Source organism: Polyangiaceae bacterium, assembly GCA_020633235.1.
Classification (GTDB): Bacteria; Myxococcota_A; Polyangia; order Polyangiales; family Polyangiaceae; genus JACKEA01.
In genome coordinates, this window is record JACKEA010000002.1 from 390,499 (window position 1) to 409,379 (window position 18,881).

Annotated in this window: 18 protein-coding genes; 11 read left to right on the plus strand and 7 right to left on the minus strand. The window is 69.8% G+C overall.

The window, feature by feature from the left end; translation table 11 throughout:
- Window positions 1-47: 47 nt before the first annotated feature.
- The 5 genes from H6717_12300 to trxA are packed head-to-tail and all read left to right on the plus strand — an operon-like array spanning window position 48 to window position 5,409.
- Window positions 48-1,238: an FHA domain-containing protein gene (locus H6717_12300; GenBank protein MCB9577793.1), complete on the plus strand. Its 1,191-nt coding sequence runs from the start codon at window positions 48-50 to the stop codon at window positions 1,236-1,238.
- Window position 1,239: 1 nt separating this feature from the next.
- Window positions 1,240-2,460: a Stp1/IreP family PP2C-type Ser/Thr phosphatase gene (locus H6717_12305; GenBank protein MCB9577794.1), complete on the plus strand. Its 1,221-nt coding sequence runs from the start codon at window positions 1,240-1,242 to the stop codon at window positions 2,458-2,460.
- 8 nt (window positions 2,461-2,468) lie between these two features.
- Window positions 2,469-3,917 (plus strand): ABC transporter permease, encoded by a 1,449-nt coding sequence (locus H6717_12310; protein MCB9577795.1) that lies wholly within the window; start codon window positions 2,469-2,471, stop codon window positions 3,915-3,917.
- Window positions 3,914-4,723: an ABC transporter permease gene (locus H6717_12315; GenBank protein MCB9577796.1), complete on the plus strand. Its 810-nt coding sequence runs from the start codon at window positions 3,914-3,916 to the stop codon at window positions 4,721-4,723. The genes H6717_12310 and H6717_12315 overlap by 4 nt, the downstream gene beginning before the upstream one ends.
- 44 nt (window positions 4,724-4,767) lie before the next feature.
- Window positions 4,768-5,409 (plus strand): thioredoxin, encoded by a 642-nt coding sequence (gene trxA, locus H6717_12320; protein MCB9577797.1) that lies wholly within the window; start codon window positions 4,768-4,770, stop codon window positions 5,407-5,409.
- On the opposite strand, the gene larC is transcribed toward trxA, so the two are convergent.
- Together larC and larB are read right to left on the minus strand one after the other, a co-directional pair.
- Window positions 5,410-6,528 carry a nickel pincer cofactor biosynthesis protein LarC gene (larC, locus tag H6717_12325; GenBank protein ID MCB9577798.1) on the minus strand — a complete coding sequence of 373 codons (1,119 nt, stop codon included), beginning with the start codon at window positions 6,526-6,528 and terminating at the stop codon, window positions 5,410-5,412.
- A gap of 131 nt (window positions 6,529-6,659) precedes the next feature.
- Window positions 6,660-7,442, minus strand: coding sequence for a nickel pincer cofactor biosynthesis protein LarB (gene larB / locus H6717_12330; GenBank protein MCB9577799.1), 783 nt, complete (start codon window positions 7,440-7,442; stop codon window positions 6,660-6,662).
- 84 nt (window positions 7,443-7,526) lie between these two features.
- Between larB and H6717_12335 the strand changes: the two genes are divergently transcribed.
- Window positions 7,527-8,078 (plus strand): hypothetical protein, encoded by a 552-nt coding sequence (locus H6717_12335; GenBank protein MCB9577800.1) that lies wholly within the window; start codon window positions 7,527-7,529, stop codon window positions 8,076-8,078.
- Between the two features lie 33 nt (window positions 8,079-8,111).
- Complete coding sequence (locus tag H6717_12340) at window positions 8,112-9,476, plus strand: TldD/PmbA family protein (protein MCB9577801.1); 1,365 nt, start codon at window positions 8,112-8,114, stop codon at window positions 9,474-9,476.
- 4 nt (window positions 9,477-9,480) lie between these two features.
- On the opposite strand, the gene H6717_12345 is transcribed toward H6717_12340, so the two are convergent.
- A complete protein-coding gene (locus H6717_12345) occupies window positions 9,481-10,929 on the minus strand; it encodes a lamin tail domain-containing protein (GenBank protein ID MCB9577802.1) in 1,449 nt (482 codons plus the stop codon).
- Between H6717_12345 and H6717_12350 the strand changes: the two genes are divergently transcribed.
- Window positions 10,928-11,329 (plus strand): helix-turn-helix transcriptional regulator, encoded by a 402-nt coding sequence (locus H6717_12350; protein MCB9577803.1) that lies wholly within the window; start codon window positions 10,928-10,930, stop codon window positions 11,327-11,329. The genes H6717_12345 and H6717_12350 overlap by 2 nt on opposite strands.
- A 21-nt stretch (window positions 11,330-11,350) precedes the next feature.
- Here H6717_12350 and scpB read toward each other — a convergent pair whose 3' ends face one another.
- From scpB to H6717_12365, 3 genes are read right to left on the minus strand one after another with little or no spacing between them, the layout of a single operon-like run.
- Entirely contained in the window at window positions 11,351-12,676 is a 1,326-nt protein-coding gene (scpB, locus tag H6717_12355; protein MCB9577804.1) for an SMC-Scp complex subunit ScpB, read from the minus strand.
- A gap of 1 nt (window position 12,677) precedes the next feature.
- Window positions 12,678-13,601 (minus strand): segregation/condensation protein A, encoded by a 924-nt coding sequence (locus H6717_12360; GenBank protein ID MCB9577805.1) that lies wholly within the window; start codon window positions 13,599-13,601, stop codon window positions 12,678-12,680.
- On the minus strand, window positions 13,598-14,263 hold the full coding sequence (locus H6717_12365; GenBank protein MCB9577806.1) for a site-2 protease family protein: 666 nt from the start codon (window positions 14,261-14,263) through the stop codon (window positions 13,598-13,600). The genes H6717_12360 and H6717_12365 overlap by 4 nt, the downstream gene beginning before the upstream one ends.
- Before the next feature lie 220 nt (window positions 14,264-14,483).
- Between H6717_12365 and H6717_12370 the strand changes: the two genes are divergently transcribed.
- Together H6717_12370 and H6717_12375 are read left to right on the plus strand one after the other, a co-directional pair.
- The gene (locus H6717_12370; GenBank protein MCB9577807.1) at window positions 14,484-16,421 is read left to right on the plus strand and encodes a protein kinase; all 1,938 of its coding nucleotides are present in this window, start codon (window positions 14,484-14,486) and stop codon (window positions 16,419-16,421) included.
- Window positions 16,418-17,134, plus strand: coding sequence for a hypothetical protein (locus tag H6717_12375; GenBank protein ID MCB9577808.1), 717 nt, complete (start codon window positions 16,418-16,420; stop codon window positions 17,132-17,134). Before H6717_12370 ends, H6717_12375 begins: the two co-directional genes overlap by 4 nt.
- Before the next feature lie 56 nt (window positions 17,135-17,190).
- On the opposite strand, the gene H6717_12380 is transcribed toward H6717_12375, so the two are convergent.
- A complete protein-coding gene (locus H6717_12380; GenBank protein ID MCB9577809.1) occupies window positions 17,191-17,925 on the minus strand; it encodes a flagellar biosynthetic protein FliR in 735 nt (244 codons plus the stop codon).
- A 112-nt stretch (window positions 17,926-18,037) separates the two neighbouring features.
- Here H6717_12380 and H6717_12385 point away from each other — a divergent pair, with 112 nt between their 5' ends.
- Entirely contained in the window at window positions 18,038-18,877 is an 840-nt protein-coding gene (locus tag H6717_12385) for a MaoC family dehydratase N-terminal domain-containing protein (protein ID MCB9577810.1), read from the plus strand.
- Window positions 18,878-18,881: the final 4 nt, after the last annotated feature.

Genomic DNA, 18,881 nt, shown 5'->3' on the forward strand with positions numbered 1-18,881 from the left:
AACACTGGGCTTGACTCGGCCCCGCGCGCGCGGTCCTCTTCGCTGTCGTGAAGTGCGACCGCTGCGGGCGGGACAACCCGGATGATCTCAGGTTTTGCCAGGACTGTGGCAATCGTCTGAGCGCGCCTCGGGTAGAAGCAACGCCGCCGCGGGGAGTCGCCCTCGGCGGTGAGGCCGGTGTGCGCGCCCGGCCGCCCGCACCGGAGTTCGATTTCTCCCCCAAGATGGAGAGTGACGGGGTGACCTGCGGTCGTTGTGGAACGGTGAATCCCCCGGGCAGCCGCTTCTGCCCGGAGTGCGGCAACAACCTCGCAGAGCCGCCGCCTCCCGTCGCGGCAGCGCCGGTGGTGAACTTGGCTTCCGGTCCCGTGGCCCCCGTGGGTCCCATCGTGTGCACACGGTGCCGCGGCAAGAACGAGCCGGGCATGACCTACTGCCAGTACTGTGGTGCGCGACTGGACACGGCCGAGGCGGCGGAGCGACCCTATCGCGAGCCGCAAGAAACGCGACCCGAGTCCCCCGTGGCCCGCATGCCCTCCGCGCCGCCGCCGCGTCCCGAGCCACCACCACCCGCCGCGAGCCACGCCCGCTTCATCGTCATCGCTCAAGACGGCAGCCCCGGCCGGCAGTACCCCCTGAGCGACGATCAGACCGACGTGGGACGGGAAGAGGGCGACATCCAGCTGCCCGGCGACCCCTACGTCTCCCCCCGGCATGCCCGGGTGACCCGACGAAACGGCCAATATTTCGTCCGGGACCTGGGCTCCACCAACGGCGTCTTCGTTCGCCTCCGGGGCAGCGAGACACTGCACGATGGGGACTTGGTCTTGGTGGGGCTGGAGGTGTTAAGGTTCGAGGTCGTGAACGACGCCGAGAAGGGCTTCGGGCCGGCCGTCGAGCTGGGAACCCAGGTATTTGGGTCGCCCGCGACGGGGCGCCACGCTCGTCTCTGCCAACGGACCATCGAAGGCGTTACCCGGGATGTCTACTATTTGTCACGCGACGAGACGGTCATCGGCCGGGAATCTGGCGACCTCGTGTTCACGGGTGATCCCTTCATGAGCCGGCGACACGCGACGCTCGTTCGCGATACTGCGACGGGCGGGTTCAGTCTCAAGGACCTCGGCTCGTCGAACGGAACCTACTTGCGAATCCGGGGTGAACACCCGCTCACGGATGGCGATCACGTGCGAGTCGGCCAGCATCTGTTCCGACTCGAGCTCGGCGGGCAGGGCTGAGATGAGCGACGACGCCGAGCTGACGCTGGACGTGTTCGGTCGCACCGACGTCGGGCAGATCCGCGAGCACAACGAGGACAACTTCCTCGTTGCGGACCTCACCCGCAAGAGCCGGAGCTTGATGGAGACCGACCGCCACCAGCAGGTGGGCCGCCGCGGTACCGTGCTCGGCGTTTGTGACGGCATGGGCGGCGCCGCCGCCGGCGAAGTGGCCAGCCAGCTCGCCGTGGACATCATCTACGAGCGCCTGGCCCAGGGCGATCCCCCCTTGGACCGCGACGACTTGGCGCGGCGCCTGGTCAAGGCGGTGGAGGACGCCGGCGTCCGGATCTTCAACGAGGCGCGGGCGGATCGCACGCGCCGGGGCATGGGCACCACCGCCACCATCGCCGCCCTGCTGGACTCCCGGCTGTTCGTGGCGCAGGTGGGGGACAGCCGGGCCTACATCCTGCGCGGGGACAAGCTGGTCCAGGTCACGCGGGATCAGTCCCTGGTGAATCAGCTGATCGAAGCCGGCCAGCTCACCGAAGAAGAAGCCGAGACCTTCGAGCACAACAACATCATCTTGCAGGCCCTGGGTACGGCGGACACCGTGCAGGTGGACCTCACCTACGTCGATCTTCGGACCGGAGACACGCTGCTGCTGTGCTCCGATGGCCTCTCCGGAATGATCCGCGCGGACGAAATCCGGGAAGTGCTGGTCAGCGTCTCGGACCCGCTGGAGGCCTGCAAGGTGCTGACCGAGCGGGCGAACCTCGCGGGCGGACACGACAACATCACCGTGATCGTGTCTCGCTTCGACGGACCCGCCTTGAGCGCGCCCACGGCCGAGGACGTGCTGGCGTACAAGAAGTACGCGCTGCCGGAAGCCCCCAGCTCCGACGTGACCATGCGCGTTGCGCCCGTCTCGGCGGAAGACGTCCAGGTTCCCGAGGTCAGCGAGGAAGCCGCGCGGGAATCTCGCAAGCTCAAGGTCGGCCACACGATGTTCGGCATGAGCACGCCGGCGCTCGACCCCCCCGAAGAGGACGAAGGGGATTCGAGCCCGGAGTCGGCCCCCGAAGCGCCCCGCGGGCAAAACTCCACTCCACCTCCGGTGTTCGATCTGGCGGACGAGCCCGTGGACATCCCGACCACGGGGTGGCCCCCGCAGTACGTGGGCATGGCCGTGCTGTGCGCCCTGGTTCTGGTCGCCGTCACCGGATTCATGCTCCTGCGTTGAGCTGAGCCATGCGTCACACGCTGCGGCGGATCCTGTGGATCGTGCCGACGCTGCTGTTGGTGTCGTTGTTCTCCTTCGCGGCGCTGAGCCGCAGCGACGCTGGTGCCCTACCCCGCTTCTTCCAGCCCTCTCCTCAGTCCGTCCGAGACCTGGCACTGGGCGCCATGGCGCGGGTGGCGGAGGGCGACCGGCAGGCGCACGCCGAGCTGGCGCGCCTCGGTGGCGCGGCGCTGCCCTTCGTGCTGCCGGCCCTCGACGGCCTCGCCCCCGCGGGTCGCGCCCGGGTGGCCGTAGCGCTGGCGCCAGTGGCGCGGCGTATGGGCGTGGGCGGCGGTGAAGCGCTCGAACGACCCGAAACCGCGGTGCTGTTCTGGACGCGCTTCTGGCAAGACCGCGGCATCGACTTCCGCCCCGCGGTGGTCAAGCGTGCGGTCAAGCGGCTCGGAATGCGCTCCACCGTAGGGCGCCGCGACGACGTGCTCCAGCTCGACACCTACGCGCTCTCGGAGCTCGTCGGCGCCATGGGAGACGTGCGCTCGGAAGACGACGTGAGCCGCGTGCGGCGTCTCGCCGCCGCCGCCGCGCACGTGACCGGGATGGCGCTCCGGGTCGAGCGCGACGCGAGCATCGCCGACGCCGAACGCGTCGCCGCCGAGTGGCGGCGTTGGTGGCGCAAGCACAAGAGCGAGTACTCGACGCTGGACGGCCCGAGCCGCATCGTCGCCATGTTCAGTCAGACGCAGTACGGACGCTGGGCCGTCGGCGCCGCCGACGAGCGCCTGGGTCTCACCGAGAGCGGGGAGCCGGTGCTGGACCTGCTCGAAGCGCGCGCACCGGTCTCGTTGTGGCTCGTGTTCTGGGCGCTGGTGGCCGGCTACCTCGGGGGCATCGCGGTGGGCTTGGCCGGTGCCGTTCGAGCGCACCGCCCTTTGGATCTGTCGACCACGGCGGCGACGCTGCTGGTGGTGGCCGTGCCCACCGCCACCGTGGCAACCCTGCTGGCCCCCGCCGACATACGACGCCCGGGAACTGGAGGAGCGATCGCGCTCATGGTGCTCCTGTCCCTGGCGCTGGTCTCGCGCTACCAGCGCGCCGCATCGCGAACGGCGCTGGACCAGGAGTACGTCCGCACGCTGCGCGCCCAGGGCGCCAGTGACGCACGGGTGGCGCTCAGAGTGTTCCGCGCGTCCAGCGCTGCGGTGCTGTCGCTCTCCGGCGTGCAACTGCCGACACTGCTCACCGCGGCCTTCGTGCTCGAGCAGGCGTTTCGCCTCCCGGGCCTCGGTCCGGTCACCCTGCAAGCGGCAGCGGTTCGCGACGTCCCGTGGCTGATGGCGATGGCCCTCGGTGGAACGGCGTTCGTCGCCTTGGCGCAGATCGGCAGCGATTTGCTCTTGGCGCGTCTGGACCCGCGGGTGCGCGTCGCCATCCATCGACAGGGAGCGGCCCTCGAATGAAGCTCTCGTCGCGTGTGGCGCTGTGCGTGCTGGCGACGATCGCCCTCGTCGGCGTGTTCGCAGACGTGCTCGCCTCGCCGCAGCCGCTCATGGCGCGCACCGCGGACGGCTTCTTCCTGCTGCCCGCCGTCACGGCGCCTGGGCACGTGTTCACGGCGGCGGAGGGATGGGCCGTGTGGGCGCCGTTGCGGGGGGCCAGCGAGCTGGTGTACGGCGCGCGCACGCTGGTGCTGGCGAGCGTGCTGAGCCTGACCCTGAGCCTCGCCATCGGCGTGCCCCTGGGTGCCGTCACCGGGACACGCGGTGGCTTGTTCGACGCCCTGTTGAGTCGCAGCGTCGAGCTCTCGGGGGCGCTGCCGACGTTGGTGGTGCTGATCCTGGCTCGGTCCTTCGCCTCTCTGTCCGCGCTTTCCGCCTTCGTGCTCGTGGTCGGCACGGTGCGCGGCCTGGAGCTCGCGCGGCTGGTGCGCGGCGAGGTATTGCGCGTACAAGGCCAGGACTTCATGGTGGCCGCGCGCGCCCTCGGGGCCGGCTCCTTGGCGCTGCTTCGCCGTCACGTGCTGCCCCACGCCCTCGGCCCCGTGCTGGTGAGCGGCGCGCTCACCGCCGCGTACGTCGTGGGTCTGGAAGCCGCCCTGTCTTTCGTGGGGCTGGGGCTCGGCCCCGAGCTGCCGTCCTGGGGCGCGCTCCTCGGTCGCCATTTCGCGCTGGCCCCCGCCGCCGCCATCAGCATCACCACGCTTTCGCTGTTCATGGTCGCGGACGGCCTCGACGACGCTCTGTCGGCGCGCCGCGGCCGTCCCTGAACCGATCATTGCCACACGTCGAGGGCGGCACTACTAACCGGCTCATGCCCCTCCCGCAGGTGACGGAACAGAACTTCGAGCAAGAAGTGCTCGCCACGGACATCCCGGTGTTGGTCGAGTTCGGCGCGGAATGGTGTGGCCCATGCAAGATGGTCGCGCCGGAGCTCGAGGCCCTCTCGCGCGAGCTGGAAGGCAAGGCCAAGGTGGTGCAGGTCGACATCGATCGCTCGCCGATGCTCGCTCGCGAGCTCGGAGTGCAGTCGGTCCCCACCTTCGTGGTGTTTCACCAAGGTCGCCCCGCCGGCGGCAAGGTCGGTGCCCTGCGCAAGGCTCAGCTGAAGGAGATGGTGGAGCCATTTCTGCCTCGCGCCGCCGGTGCCCTGAAACCGATGGAGGTCGCCGAGCTGCTGCGCCGAGGACAGGTGGTGTTGGTCGACACGCGGGAAGCGCCGGTGTTCGCCCGCGCGCACCTCCCCGGCGCCGTGAACATGCCGCTGGACGAGATCAAAGGGCGGCTCGCGGAGCTTCACATGCTGCCGGGCGCACCCGTGCTGTACTGCCGCGCGGGGGACAAGACCCGTGACGTGGCGGCGGAGCTCGCCGAGCAGGGCGTGCCCGTCTCTTTCCTCGACGGTGGCGTGCTCGACTGGGAAGCGTCGGGCCTGCCCATCGAGCGCCCGGATTGATCAACCGCGGTACGCCGAAAGCGCCCGCGCGATCACTTCCCGCACCGGGACGCCGACGGCCTGGGCCGCCTTCACGCAGGCGTCGAACTCCGGCTTCACCTGCGGGGGACCGAAGGGACCCTCGCTGATCTTGAGCGGAATGCGCCCGAACTCGGTGTCCACTTCCACGGTTCGGCGCGGGCGCTCGCGACGGGACACCTCCCGAAAGCGCACGCCGATGGTACTGGTCTCGCGCAGCAGCACCTCCGCAACGTGATCGGCCCGGTCTTCGGGAGCCAGCGCCGAGAGCGTGAGGCCGGGGCGTCCCTTCTTCATGGTGATGGGCTGGGCCCACGCGTCCAGCGCGCCGGCGCCGAGCAGCTGCCCGAGGGCGTGCGCGGCGACCTCGCCGGTGAGATCGTCGACGTTCGCCTCCACCACCACGTGACTGTGGTGCTCGCGGGCCGGCGCTTGGGCCGTCCCCAACACCACGCGCAAGACGTTGGGTCGGTCCGTGAGCTCTTTCGTCCCCCGCCCCCAACCGACGTGCTCGGGAGCGAACGCGGGCCAGCGCGCGAAGCTCGACGCCACGGCGCCGACGATGGCGGCCCCCGTCGGCGTGACCAGCTCTTCGTCGATGCCCGCGTCGTAGGTGGGCACCCCACGGAGACAGTTCACCGTAGCGGGCGCGGGCAACGGCAGCACACCGTGTCGGCACTCCACCTGTCCGCGTCCCATGGGCAGTGGGCTCGCGATCACCTCGGCCCCCAGGTGCGCGAAGGCCGCGGCGGCTCCCACGATGTCCGCGATGGCGTCCAGCGCGCCGACCTCGTGAAAGTGCACGTCCGCGATGGCGATGCGATGCACTTCGCTCTCGGCCTCCGCCAGCCGGCGGAAGATGCGCTGGGCCAGCTCCTTCGCCCGCGACTCGAGGGGCGCCCGGGCGATCAGCGCTTCGATCTCCGCGTACGAACGCTCGCGGTTTTGCGCCTCCAGCTCGACGACGAGACGGCTGGCGCCGATGGCGCCGGCGAAGCCGGCCTCCACCGCGAGGCGAATGCCGGGGAGTCCGAGGCAGGCCACCGCGTCGTTCACCACCGAGAACGGCACGCCGAGATCCACCAGCGCAGCGACCGTCATGTCCCCGGCGATGCCGCTCGCGGCGTCCAGGAACAAGAGCTTGCCCTGGCCCGCGCCCGCAGCGAGCTCCCGCCGCTTCGGCGCCTGCGTTCCGTGACCGTGACCGTGTCCGTGACCGTGCCCGTGTCCGCTCACGGAGCGCCCTCATCCGCGGGTGCCACGGCGCGACCGACGAGCAGGCGGACGGCCGCCATTGCGGCGCCGAAGCCGTTGTCGATGTTCACCACCGTGACTCCGGACGCGCAGCCCGTGAGCATGCCGAACAGCGCGGTGATGCCGCCGAAGGCGGCGCCGTAGCCCACCGACGTGGGAACCGCGACGATCGGTGAGCCCACCAGGCCGCCCACCACGCTGGGCAGCGCACCTTCCATACCAGCGACCACGATCACGACGGGTGCCCGCGTGAGCTCGTCCAAGGAGCCGAGCATTCGGTGAATGCCGGCGACGCCCACGTCGAACACGCGCACCGTCGGCACCCGCGCCATCCTCAGGGTTTCCACGGCTTCCTCGGCCACGGCGATGTCACTGGTGCCCGCGGTGACCACCGCCACGGGATGCCCCGCTCGCGGCACGAGAGGCTCGTGCTCGAAGGTCGCGACCCGCGCCAGCTCCGCGTAACGCAGCTCGGGAACCGCCGCCACGACGGCCTTGGCCTTGTCCGCCGACAGCCGCGTGACGAGCACGTTCTGCTCCGCCTCGATCAGCCGCCGAGCGATGCCCGCGATCTGCTCCGGCGTCTTGCTCTCGCCGAGGATCACCTCGGGCATTCCCAAGCGCAGCGCGCGGTGGTGGTCCACCCGGGCGTAGCCCAGATCGGAATACGGCAGCTTCTTGAGCTGCTCCACGGCCCTCTCGACGTCGGTGTCCCCCGAACGCACTCGTTCCAGTAGCTCGCGCAGTTTGTCGGGATCCATCGGTCCGGGGAAGCTAGTGCCAGGTCGGCGCAGCCGCAATCCGTAGCCTCGCCATCGCGGGGGATTCGTGGTCTGCTGCCCACCATGCCTGCCCCGCCCGCGCCGCTGATCGGCTTTCTGGTGGGGGTGGGTTTTGCCTGGGCGGCGCGGGAAGAGCTCGGTCGCGCTGGAACGGTGCTGTCACGCTCGTTGGTCGTGGTGTGCGTATTCGGCGCCATAGTGTTCGCGCCCATCGCGGCGTACTTCCTGGCCCTGGCACCGGATTGGTCCTTCGCCTACGTGATCGACACGCGTCGATTGCCGCGCATCGTCGAGCTGTCCCTCGTGTTGCTCGACGCGCTCAGCGTACCCCTCGGTTTCGTCCTCGCCGCGCCCCGGGGCACGGCGCGACCTTCGGCCTGGGCCAAGCTCGGCGCACTGCCCGCCCTCGCCGTACTGGTGTTCGCCGCGGCGGCGCTACCACGGCTCACGGTTTCCGCTACCTACGCGCAGTACCACGGCGATTTCGGGGTACGCCCGGTGGCCGGCAGCCCCCTCGGCTACGCGCTCTTGTGGATGAGCGCCGTGCTGCTCGCTGCGGTGGCGTGGACGGTTCACAGCCTGCGGCGCCTCGGCCAAAGCGCGCGCCGCGATTGACGTCCGCCGCGTGGCGCGACACGGTCGCGAGCCATGACGGACTCGCAGGAACGAGAGCTGGTCTCTCTTGCCGAGAAACTGGTGCAACGTGCCCTCGGCAAGGGCGCCCAGATCGCCGAGGCTCAAGCGCGAGCCGGCTGGGAGCTGAGTGCCCGAGTCCGGCTGGGAGAGCCGGAGTTGGTGGAAGAAGCGGGCACCAAGAGCGTCGCGCTCCGTGTGCTGCGCGACCAACGTGTGGCGCTCACGTCGACCAGCGATCTGTCGGAGGCGGGCATCGAGCGCGCCGTGGACGATGCCATGGCCCTGCTCGAGCTGAGTCAACCGGATCCCGCGGCAGGGCCGGCGGATCCCTCGGAGCTCGCTCGTGGCGACCTCGCGGATCTCGACTTGTACGACGACGGAGTGGCGTCCATCGCCGCGGATGAAGCCATCCGCCGCGCCACGGCCGCGGAGAAAGCGGCCCTTGGAAGCGACTCCCGCATCAAGCTGAGCGAGGGCGCGACGTTCTCCCGCGCCACCGGCACCTCCGCCCTGGTGCTCTCCGGCGGCTTCACGGGCACTCAGCGCGGCTCCTACGCCTCGCTCTCGGTGGCGCCGGTCGTCGAGGACGAAGGCGGCAAGCGCCGGCGAGGCCACTACTGGACGGGCGGTCGGCATCTGTCGCTGTTGGAAGCCGACGAGGACGTGGGCCGCGAGGCAGCGCGGCGCACGCTGGCGAAGCTCGGCGCACGCAAGGTGCCGACCTGCGAGGCGCCGGTGGTCTTCGACCCGGACGTGGCTCGCTCCCTCGTCGGCACCTTTGCAGGCTGCATCCTCGGCAGCGCGATTTGGCGCAAGGCCAGCTACCTGGTCGAACGCGAGGGCAGCGAGGTCGCCGGCAAGCTGGTGACGTTGATCGACGATCCGCTGCTCCCCCGCGCCCCTGGCTCGCATCCCTTCGACGGCGAGGGCCTCCTCGCTCGCAAGAACGTCGTGGTCGATGCCGGCGTGCTGAAGACCTATCTGCTCGATTGCTACTCCGCACGGAAGCTGAAGCGGACTTCCACTGGCAGCGCCGCGCGCCGCGGCGGCAGCCCTTCGGCGAGCACCAGCAACTTCTACTTGGTCGCCGGCAACACGGCGGCGGAGGACATCGTCAAGCAGACGAAGCGCGGCCTATACGTGACGGAGATGATGGGCTTCGGCTTCAGCGCGGTGACGGGCGACTACTCCCGCGGCGCCGCCGGCTTCTGGATCGAGGACGGCGAGCTCGCCTACCCCGTCGGAGAGATCACCGTGTCGTCCAATCTCGACACGATGCTGAAGAACGTGGACCTGGTCGGCAGCGATCTGACGTTCAAGACATCCACCGCCGCCCCCACGTTGCGCGTCGCCTCCATGACCATCGCCGGAACCTGAGAGCTCACTCCGCGAGCACGTTGGGCGCGCCGGGAGACGCGCCGGGATCGGCGTGCTCGCCGAAGCCGCTCGCGTCGTCGTCCAGAGTCGCCGGCGAGCGCCGCGCGATGCTGCGGCCGGCCTTGGCCTTGAGGGCCGGAAATCGCGACAGCACACCGCCCTGAGCGTCGCGAAGCTCCAGCGCTTCCCCCGCGTTGGACAAGCCGGACTTGCCCAGAGCCTCCACCGCGAGGAGCGCGGTCCCGGGAGCTGGCGCCACGTCGCCGCCCACCCCCGGCGCGAAGTCCTGACGCACCACCAGCGCCCGCGCCCCGGGAGGCAGCACGTGCTCGGGCAGGACCGACTCCCCAGCACCGTCCGAGAGCACGAACCCAGCGACGTCCACGGCGAGGCTGCCGTCGTTTTCGAGCTCCACCCACTCCGAAGCGGGCTCCGGCCCCAAGGGATTGGCCATGACCTCGGTGATCACCACGTGCGGCCGAGGCATGGCGGTGAACAACGTGGCGTCGAAGCGCTGAACGTTGCCTCCCACGTCGCGGTACTCGACGGATAGCGGGACCTGGGACGAAGGCGCCAAGCCGGAAATCAGGAACGAGCCTCCCGCAGCCGTCGCCCGCAGGGTCGGCGCGGGCAGCGCGCGCACGACCCAAAGCGCCGCCGCGTCCCCGGAACGGACGCGCGCGCGGTCGTCGAGCACGGTGATGCAGCCGGGGCCGAAGGGATGCTCCTCGGCGCCACAGCTCGCCGGCCGCAGCGCGCTCGGTGCCACGATGGACAACGGCGTGGGGTCGAGGGCCACGTCGCCCTGCACAGGGGGAAGCACCAGGCGAGCCGGCGGCGCCACGGGCGCGAGGGGGACGACGTGCAGGCAACGCTGCGCCAGGGTCTTTTCGTCGTCCGCCCCCGGGGAGAGCCACGCCACGATCGCACCGGGCTCGAGGCTCACGGCGCCGGCGCTGAAGGTCACGTCGGCCTCGGTGCAATACACGCTGGTCGTATCCGCGCTCTCGACCGCCGGCGGCGGCCACACCCTGTGGGCCAACGGGGCGCTGCTTGCGACGCGGACGGTCGCGATGCGCCCCAGACGCGGCGAGGCCAAGCTCGCGATCTCGTCCGCTGCCAGCGGCCGCTCCGGCGCGACCCACAGGTCGTCTCCGCTGGCCCACGCGCTCACCGGCACGAGGCGCTCGAGCAAAGTACCGGGCAGATCTTCCTGTTCGATGCGCCGCAAGTGATAGTCGCTGAGCTCCCCCGTCACCATCACGATGGCCTCCGGCGCCTCCCGTGCCGCCGCGCCACGAACGGCAACGTGAAACACGCTGGGAGCGGCGTCGACTGGGGCGTCCGGCATCAGCTCCACCGCCAGCGGCGGCTCACGCTGAGCATCCGGGGCCGGCAGCTCCGGCGCGCAGGCACAAATCACGATGGCGACGAGCAGGATCGGGGTGCGCATGGGAGACCCGCATCGGAATTGCCCCAGCCGCGATTGTCATTTTTCCGAGCGACGGCTAGCTTCCGCGATGGTGACTCCGGAGGACGTCAAGGCGCTTCGCAAGAAGCTCGGTTGCACCGCCAAGGATCTCGCGCGTGTCCTGGGCATCGAGGCGGACGAGGTGTTCGCCTGGGAGTCCGGAGAACGCTTTCCGACCAAGCGCTTCGTCGACAAGATGACGGAGCTCGAGCAGCGCGGCGCTGAAGCGTTTCCCAAGCGCCGCAAGGGCGACGCGACAGAAATGGAGCGGCTGGCGGATCCCGAGCTCTGGAAGATCCTGCGCAAGCTCCTGGCGCACCCCGCGCTCTACCGTCAGGTGAAGAAACTGGCGGACGAGATGCCCGACCCCGTCGACGACTGAGCGACTCCGCCGCCGGACGGCTCAGTCGTCATCATCGTCGTCGTCGTCGTCATCGTCGTCATCGTCGTCGTCGTCGTCATCGTCGTCGTCGTCATCGTCGTCGTCATCATCGTCGGCGTCGTCATCGTCGGCGTCGTCATCGTCGGCGTCGTCATCATCGGCGTCGTCATCATCGGCGTCCACGCCGTCGTCGTCGTTGTCGTCGGCCGGCTCCTCGCCGTCGTCGGCCGGCTCTGCCTCCCCCTCGACCGGAGCTTCGGCTTCTTCGTCTGCCGCCTCGGCCGCCGCTTCGCCCTCGCTCCCGGCCTCGGCATCACCCTCCGCCGCGGCTTCCGCAACCGGCGTTTCGATGGGCCCCTCCGGAGCCTCCTCCCCCGTCTCCTGCTCGAAGGCCGCCTTCGACTCGTCGCTGAGCTCCGTGAACTCCTTCAGGGTCGGAAGATCCCGCAGCGACTGCATACTGAACAGCTCGAGGAACGCGGGAGTGGTGCCGTACAGCATCGGACGGCCGGGTTCGTCCTTCTTGCCGATGATGCGCACGAGCTCCCGCTCGAGCAGCCCCTTCAGCACCGGGCCGCAGTCCACGCCGCGAATGTCGTCGATCTCCGGGCGGGTGATGGGCTGCCGATAGGCGACGATGGCCAGGGTCTCGAGCTGCGCCCGCGATAGCCGCACCGGTCGCTGAGAGAGGAAGTTGCGCACCGACGCCGAGTACATCGGGTTCGAGCGAAAGGTGTAGCCGCCCGCCACCAGATCGATCCGCAGACCCCGCGCCACGTAGTCTTCGGACAGCTCCGCGAGCAGCTCCTCGGTGCGCTTCTTGTCGATCTTGGCGGCGCGCGCCAGCTCCTTGAGCTCCAGCGGACGATCGCTCACGAACAGCAGCGCCTCGATCAGGCCCTTCAAGTATGCGCGGGTGTCCTCGACGGCCTCCTCGTCGAGGCCCTCCTCACCGTCCCCCACCAGATCGACCCCCGAGTCCTCCGCACCGGCCTCCGCCTCCGCCGCCGCGTCCGTCTCCGCGTCCGCCTCCGCCGCTTCCGCCTCCGCATCCACGTCCGTCTCCGCCGCTTCCGCCGCCGCGTCCGCGTCCGTCTCCGCCGCTTCCGCCACCGCGTCCGCTTCCGCCACCGCTTCCGCCACCGCGTCCGCGTCCGCTTCCGCCACCGCTTCCGCGTCCGCTTCCGCCGCCGCGTCCGTCTCCGCGTCCGCCACCGCTTGCGCTTCCGTCTCCGCAGCCTTGCCGCGCCCCTTCTTGCCGCGCTGCGCCGCACCGTTCGCCGGCGCCTGCTGCTTCTTGCCCTTGCGCGAGGCTTTCCGCTTGGTGGTCGTCGTCTTCTTCGCCATCTCAGTCGGACTCCGTGTCGGTCTCGGGCGGTTCCCGCGCCGGACCGACATCATCTTCAGGCTCGCGCTCCTCCGCCTTGGCCACCGTGGGGCCAGCGTCCTCGTCGTCTTCGGACACGGACAGCTCCACGGTGATGGGCTCCAGCGGCCCCGCCTGCATCAGGCGCGTCATGCGCAAGCGCGTCATCTCCAGTAGCGCCAGGAAGGTCACGATCAGATCGGCCCGCGAGCGTTGCCCCTCGAACAGCTCTTCGAAGGCGACCCGTCCGCGCACGCGCAGCCGATCCGCCAGCTCGTTGATGCGATCCGTGATCGAGAAGCGATCCAGCTCGATCTCGTGATCGATGACCGTCTTGGCGCGATCCAGCACCGACTGGAACGCATCCAGCAGCTTGAACAGGCTGATGGGCGCCAGCGGCGCCGCTCCCTCGGCCTGGGGCGCAGGCAGCCCGCGGGCGAACACGTCCCGACCGAAGATGCTGCGCTCCGACAGGTCCCCCGCCGCCAGCTTGTACTTCTGGTACTCGAGCAGCCGGCGCACGAGCTCCGCCCGGGGATCGATCTCTTCCTCGTCTCCCTCTTCGGCGTCGTCCGGGGGCGTGGGCAGGAGCATCCGGGACTTGATGTGGGTGAGCGTCGCCGCCATCACCAGGTACTCGCTGGCGACGTCGATGTTCAGCTCATGCATCAACAGGATGTAGTCGACGTACTTCTCGGTGATGAACGCGATGGGGATGTCGAGGATGTCCAGCTCGTGCTGTTGGATCAGATGCAGCAAGAGGTCGAGCGGCCCCTCGAAGTTCGGCAGCTGAACCGTGTAGCCCACGCCGCCTCGGGGCGCCCCGTGGCCCTCTTCCCCGGCGGCAGCCTCCACCGGCGGCTCCGGCGCCGCGCTGGGCTCCTGCTCCGGATGCTCTTCGCTCACCCCATGCCTCCAAACACCACCACGCCGAAGAGCTTCTGCAGATGCCCGCTCAGGAAGAACACCGGGATTTCCACCAGCACCCGACGCAGCGAGTCGGACGACAAGATGAGGAGCAGGATCAGCACCGACATCGGCGCGATCATCTCCTGGATCTTGTCGAGACGGCGCGGAAGCAGCCGGCTGCCATCCAACGGAGGGAGCGGCAGCAGGTTGAACACGCACAGACCGACGTTGACGAAGAACATCGCGCGCAGCAGATACACCATGGCGCCGCGGCCGTCCTGCGCAAATAGCGCTTCTGGGCTCATGCGCTGCACCAGCGCCAGCAAAGCCACGGAAATGACGGCCAGAAGCAAGTTGGAGAGCGGCCCCGCGAGGGCCACGAAGGCCATGCCCGTGCGCATGGGAAAGCGCCGCGTGAGGCGCACCGGATTGACCTCCACGGGGCGCGCCCAGCCAATGAAGGAATAACCGCCGAAGATGGCCGCCGCGATGGGCACGATGAAAGTGCCGAACACGTCGTAATGCTCCAGCGGCGAGAGGGTCAGGCGTCCCTGGCGGCGCGGTGTGTCGTCCCCGAGCCGGTCCGCCACCCAGGCATGCGAGAACTCGTGCACACTGAGGGAAAGCAGCATCGGAACCAGGTTCAGCCCGACGCGCATCGAGGTGTCGGCTATCTCCAAGGGGGGCCGGAGGCTAGATCAAAGCCGGATGATTTGCACCGGGCGGATCGGCCAAACTTGGGCAAAGATGGCCAAACGCCGCGTCGGCAATCGACCTTCGGCCACCGCGGGATAGCGCGACTGCTGGGCCGAGCACCCGCAAAGCACCTCGAGGGCGAGGCTTCGGCGAAATGACGCAGTAGTGATAGCCTTCCCGGCAATGGAGGAGCCGGACCGAGTCTGCTCCAAGTGCGGCGAGAGCTACGCGGCCGACGTGATCTTCTGTCCCAAGGACGGCACACCCCTGGGCAGCAAGAAGACGGAAGTCGCGGACGATCCTTACATCGGGCTCGAGCTCGCCGGACAGCTGACGATCCAGCAGTTGATCGGCATCGGCGCCATGGGACGCGTGTATCGCGCGCACCAGCGCGGCATCGAGCGCGCCGTCGCGGTCAAGATCCTGCATCGGGAGCTGCTCCGGAACCCCACGGTGATGAGTCGCTTCGTGCGCGAAGCGAAGGTCGCCAGCCGCCTCACCCATCCGAACGTGGTGCAGGTGCTGATGACGGGCACCGTGGACAAGGCGAGCAGCGACGTCGGCGGCGAGGCCTACCTCGCCATGGAATACCTGGACGGCATCTCCCTGCGCAGCGCGCTGGCCGCGGCGGGGGGCGCCATGCCTCTGCCTCGGGCCCTGCACGTGGTGCTGCAGGTGTGCGACGCCGTGGGCGAAGCGCACGCCCAGGGCATCGTGCACCGCGACCTCAAGCCGGAAAACGTGATGTTGGTCCGCCGCGGTGACGACCCTGATTTCGTCAAGGTGCTCGACTTCGGCGTGGCCCGCATCGACTGGGCGGACAGCACCGTGGCGACGCAAGCCGGTGTCATCTTCGGGACCGCCCGCTACATTTCCCCCGAGGGAGCGCAGGGCAAGACCGTGGTGTCCGCCAGCGACGTGTATTCCATCGCGGTGATGCTGTTCCAGTGCCTGTCCGGCGAGACGCCCTTCGACGCCGACAATCCCGTCGGCATCCTCATCAAGCACACCAACGAGCCGGCTCCCGACATCCGCGGCATCGCGCGCTCGAGCTACGTGCCGGAGCCCATTGCCCGGGTGATCGCCGGCAACCTGGTAAAAAACCCCGAAGACCGCTGCCGCGACGCTCGGGAGCTCGGCCGCGCGCTGCTCTCCGCCGCACGAGACAGCGGCATCTCGCCGGACAGCTTGGTGGCGCGCTCCACGCTCCTCGGGCAGGCCGCCCTGGGCCTGGCGAGCATTCAACGCACCAAGAGCCTGGCCCTCACGCCGGAGCTCGCCGACCGCATGGCGGGCAAATCGCCGACGGTGGTGAACGCCCCGGAGACGCTGATCGACGAGCCGACGTCGCGGCCGAGCGCTCCCAGCGCGCCGCCCGTGTCCGAGCCCGCACCCAGCCGGCCCGCCAGCGTGGAGCCGACCATGAGCGACGCGCCGGCGGACTCGCTGCGGAGCTCGCCCACGCCGACCGTGAGCGACGCCCCCGTCGATTCGCTGCGGAGCTCCCACGCGCCCGCGTCCGTGCCCTCGCTGCCGCCGCCGGAGTGGGTGCACGGCCCGGCATCGCCCTGGCGGCGCATCCTGGTGATCGCCGCCTGCTTCGTGCTCGGCGCCGGGCTCACGGTGCTGGTCGCACAACGCCTCGGCGCCTTCGCGCCTCCCGAGCCGGGGGTGGAGAGCTATGCCGCGCGGGCGCGACGCGCGATGGCCGTGGGAGCCTACGACGCTCCGGAGCAAGAGAACGTGCGCGACATCACCGACACGGCGCTGCGCCGCTGGCCGGACGCGAACGCCATCGTGGCGGTCCGCCGGGAGGCAGCGAAGAAGCTCGTGCTCCAAGCGGAGCGGGATCGCCCGACGGATCGCGAGCGCGCGCTCAGCGCGGCGCGCCTCGCGCAGGAGCTGGATCCGGCCAACGACGCCGCTCGCGCGCTGGTCGACAAGCTCGCCGCCCCCCTGCCCAGCGCCGAGCAAGCCTCCACGGCCACTCCGGCCCCCACGCCGCGACGACCGAGCGCGCCGCACCCCACGCCGGCTCCTTCAGCGTCCGTTGCGGAGCCCGAAGACGCCGGCGCTCCGGCCAAGCCCGCGACCAGCGCGACCGGGGGGCGTTGGCTGTGAGGCGTGCCCTCGTCTTCTTGGCACTGACGTCGGTCGCCCCGCCGGCAGCGGCGTACGGCAGCGAGGTCGGACAAACCCACGCGTCGAGCGAGCTTCCGGATCGCCCCACCGGCATGGCGGAGGTGGGCCTCGGCTGGCTGGTGCTGCCCGCCGCCGAGGTGTGCGTGGAGCGTGACATCGCAGGCTGCACCAAGGGCGACTCCAGCTTGGAGCTCGACGCTTGGCAGCTGTATCGCCCCAATCGTCGCTTCGCCCTCGGCGCCGGCATCACCTTGGGCCTCACGCCCACCACGGACGCACCCCGACAGGATCCGGCCGGCGTGCACAGAAACCACTCGCGCGGCTACTTCACCGTTGAAGGCATCTTCCGCTACTACCCCTACGCCGAAGATCCCTTCGAAGTGTGGCTCGGGCTCACCAGCGGCCTGGTGGTGGTGAGCGACCGCTTCGAGTCCGCCGAGGGCAGCAACGACAAGGCGCTGGTCGGCCCCCGCGGCGTGACCATCCGCACCGAGGGGTACACCATCGGTCTGGCCACCGGCGTCGCCTACAGCTTCGCGCCGCGCTGGAGCGTGGGCGGGACGCTGCGCTACGGCAGTTGGTTCTTGCCGTCCCAACCCGCGCAAGATCCGCTGGGCGACGAGGCGTCACTGGTGGGACAGAACGACGTGTTCAGCCTCGCCGTCAGTGTGTCCTATCGCATCGGGCTGTGACCGCGCCGCCCCGACAAACCTGCTGACGATATTCTTGTCGGTACGCCGCGGAAACGTCAGGGCGCGCGCAAGGCGTAGAGGGCGACGAGCTCGACGATGCGATCGAGGACCAGGGCGGCGACGCCGAGGATGGCAATGGATCGGAGCGGCGCCAAGAGCGGCTGGACGTAGGCGGGGCTTGCCGCGCGGGCGACGAGGGCACTGGCGACCTCGACCACGATGGCGGCTGCCACGACGGGAGCGGCGACGGCGATGGCGAGCTCGATCCCCGACGCGAGGGTGGCGGCGGCTCGGGCCAGCGGCTCTTGGAACGAGAGCGCAGGGTGCGCCAACACGCGCGCGACCCGGGCGGGACCGCCGCTCTCGAGGAACGCGATGGAGACCAACATGGAGAGCAGCGCGCCGGTGGGCGTGACGCCCGGCTCCACGTTGGGCAGCGCCGCGGTCTCCCGAGCCTGACGCAGATTGTCGACCACGCCGCCGGCCATGCTCGCGGCCCACAAGGCCGTGCTCGCGGTGATCGCAACGGGCAAGCCCTTGGCCACCTCCGCCAGGGCCGCGATGGCCCAGGGCAGGTTCGTGGCTGGTGCATGCACCAGCGCCGGGGTGATGCTGGCCGCGAGGGCGAGGCCCAGCACGACCCGCGCCGGCCCCGGCAAGGCGCGCAAACCGAAGGCCGGCACCAGGGTGACGGTGGGCGAGACACGGGCCCAGGCCAGACCCCACGCCGCGAGGTCGATGCCGCCCGCCTCCAGAGCACGGGCCAAGGACGAAACGAGCCCGGGCGCCATTTCCGGGCGCATCGAGCCATGGTCCGGAGGCGCCTGCAAGGCAGGTTTTCACCCACGTTGACGCGAAGGCCACGGGCGGCTACCGGTTTCGCCGGTCAAGGAGAACAAATCGATGAGCTTGGATGTTTCGACGGTCGGCTACACGACGGAGCCGTACGTGTTCGAATACGATTGGAAGACGGTGGTGCTGTATGCCCTCGGCATCGGCGCGAAGAAAGACGAGCTCGAGTACCTGTACGAGGCCAAGGGCCCGAAGGTGTACCCGACCTTCGCCGTGGTTCCCGTCTTCCCCGTGCTCGGCGATACCTTGAGCAAGACCCAGGGGAACCTGGCGATGGTGGTTCACGGCGGGCAGATCGTCCGCATGCATCAACCCATTCCCTCCGAAGGCAAGCTGGAGACGGTGGGCACCATCAGCGCGATCTACGACCTCCGGAAGATGGCGCAGGTGGTGGTGCAGACGAAGAGCTCGGTCAACGGCAAGCCCTGCTTCGATACCGAGTGGTCGATCCTGTTTCGCGGCGCCGGCGGATTCGGTGGCGAGCCGCCCCCCAAGGCGGACATCCCCACGGCCAGCAAGGAGACGCCGGACTTCTCCCACGAAGAGCTCACGGCCCCGGAGCAGGCACTGCTCTACCGCCTGTCCGGCGACCTGAACCCGCTGCACGCGGATCCGGACTTCGCCAAGATGGTGGGCTTCCCTCAGGGGCCCATCCTCCACGGGCTGTGCACCTACGGCTACGTCGCCCGGGCCGTCGTGCACCACGCCTGCGGCGGTGACGCGCACAAGCTGCTGGAGTTCGGCGCGCAGTTCCGCAAGCCCGTGTGGCCCGGCGAGAGCATCAAGACCGATGGCGTCGTCGTGGATGGATCCACCGTCGCCGTGACCGCCTACGCGGGTGGCCGGCCGGAGCCGGTGATCAGCAACGCCTGGGCCAAGCTCGCGAGCTAGGAAG

Bases quoted from the DNA above. Each gene is read 5' to 3' on its own strand.
- trxA (MCB9577797.1), top strand. From the start codon at position 4,768: ATGCCCCTCCCGCAGGTGACGGAACAGAACTTCGAGCAAGAAGTGCTC.
- H6717_12350 (MCB9577803.1), top strand. From the start codon at position 10,928: ATGGGAGACCCGCATCGGAATTGCCCCAGCCGCGATTGTCATTTTTCC.
- H6717_12315 (MCB9577796.1), top strand. From the start codon at position 3,914: ATGAAGCTCTCGTCGCGTGTGGCGCTGTGCGTGCTGGCGACGATCGCC.
- H6717_12310 (MCB9577795.1), top strand. From the start codon at position 2,469: ATGCGTCACACGCTGCGGCGGATCCTGTGGATCGTGCCGACGCTGCTG.
- H6717_12305 (MCB9577794.1), top strand. From the start codon at position 1,240: ATGAGCGACGACGCCGAGCTGACGCTGGACGTGTTCGGTCGCACCGAC.
- H6717_12385 (MCB9577810.1), top strand. From the start codon at position 18,038: ATGAGCTTGGATGTTTCGACGGTCGGCTACACGACGGAGCCGTACGTG.
- H6717_12340 (MCB9577801.1), top strand. From the start codon at position 8,112: ATGACGGACTCGCAGGAACGAGAGCTGGTCTCTCTTGCCGAGAAACTG.
- H6717_12365 (MCB9577806.1), bottom strand. From the start codon at position 14,263: ATGCGCGTCGGGCTGAACCTGGTTCCGATGCTGCTTTCCCTCAGTGTG.
- larB (MCB9577799.1), bottom strand. From the start codon at position 7,442: ATGGATCCCGACAAACTGCGCGAGCTACTGGAACGAGTGCGTTCGGGG.
- H6717_12380 (MCB9577809.1), bottom strand. From the start codon at position 17,925: ATGGCGCCCGGGCTCGTTTCGTCCTTGGCCCGTGCTCTGGAGGCGGGC.
- scpB (MCB9577804.1), bottom strand. From the start codon at position 12,676: ATGGCGAAGAAGACGACGACCACCAAGCGGAAAGCCTCGCGCAAGGGC.
- H6717_12345 (MCB9577802.1), bottom strand. From the start codon at position 10,929: ATGCGCACCCCGATCCTGCTCGTCGCCATCGTGATTTGTGCCTGCGCG.
- larC (MCB9577798.1), bottom strand. From the start codon at position 6,528: ATGACGGTCGCTGCGCTGGTGGATCTCGGCGTGCCGTTCTCGGTGGTG.
- H6717_12370 (MCB9577807.1), top strand. From the start codon at position 14,484: ATGGAGGAGCCGGACCGAGTCTGCTCCAAGTGCGGCGAGAGCTACGCG.
- H6717_12335 (MCB9577800.1), top strand. From the start codon at position 7,527: ATGCCTGCCCCGCCCGCGCCGCTGATCGGCTTTCTGGTGGGGGTGGGT.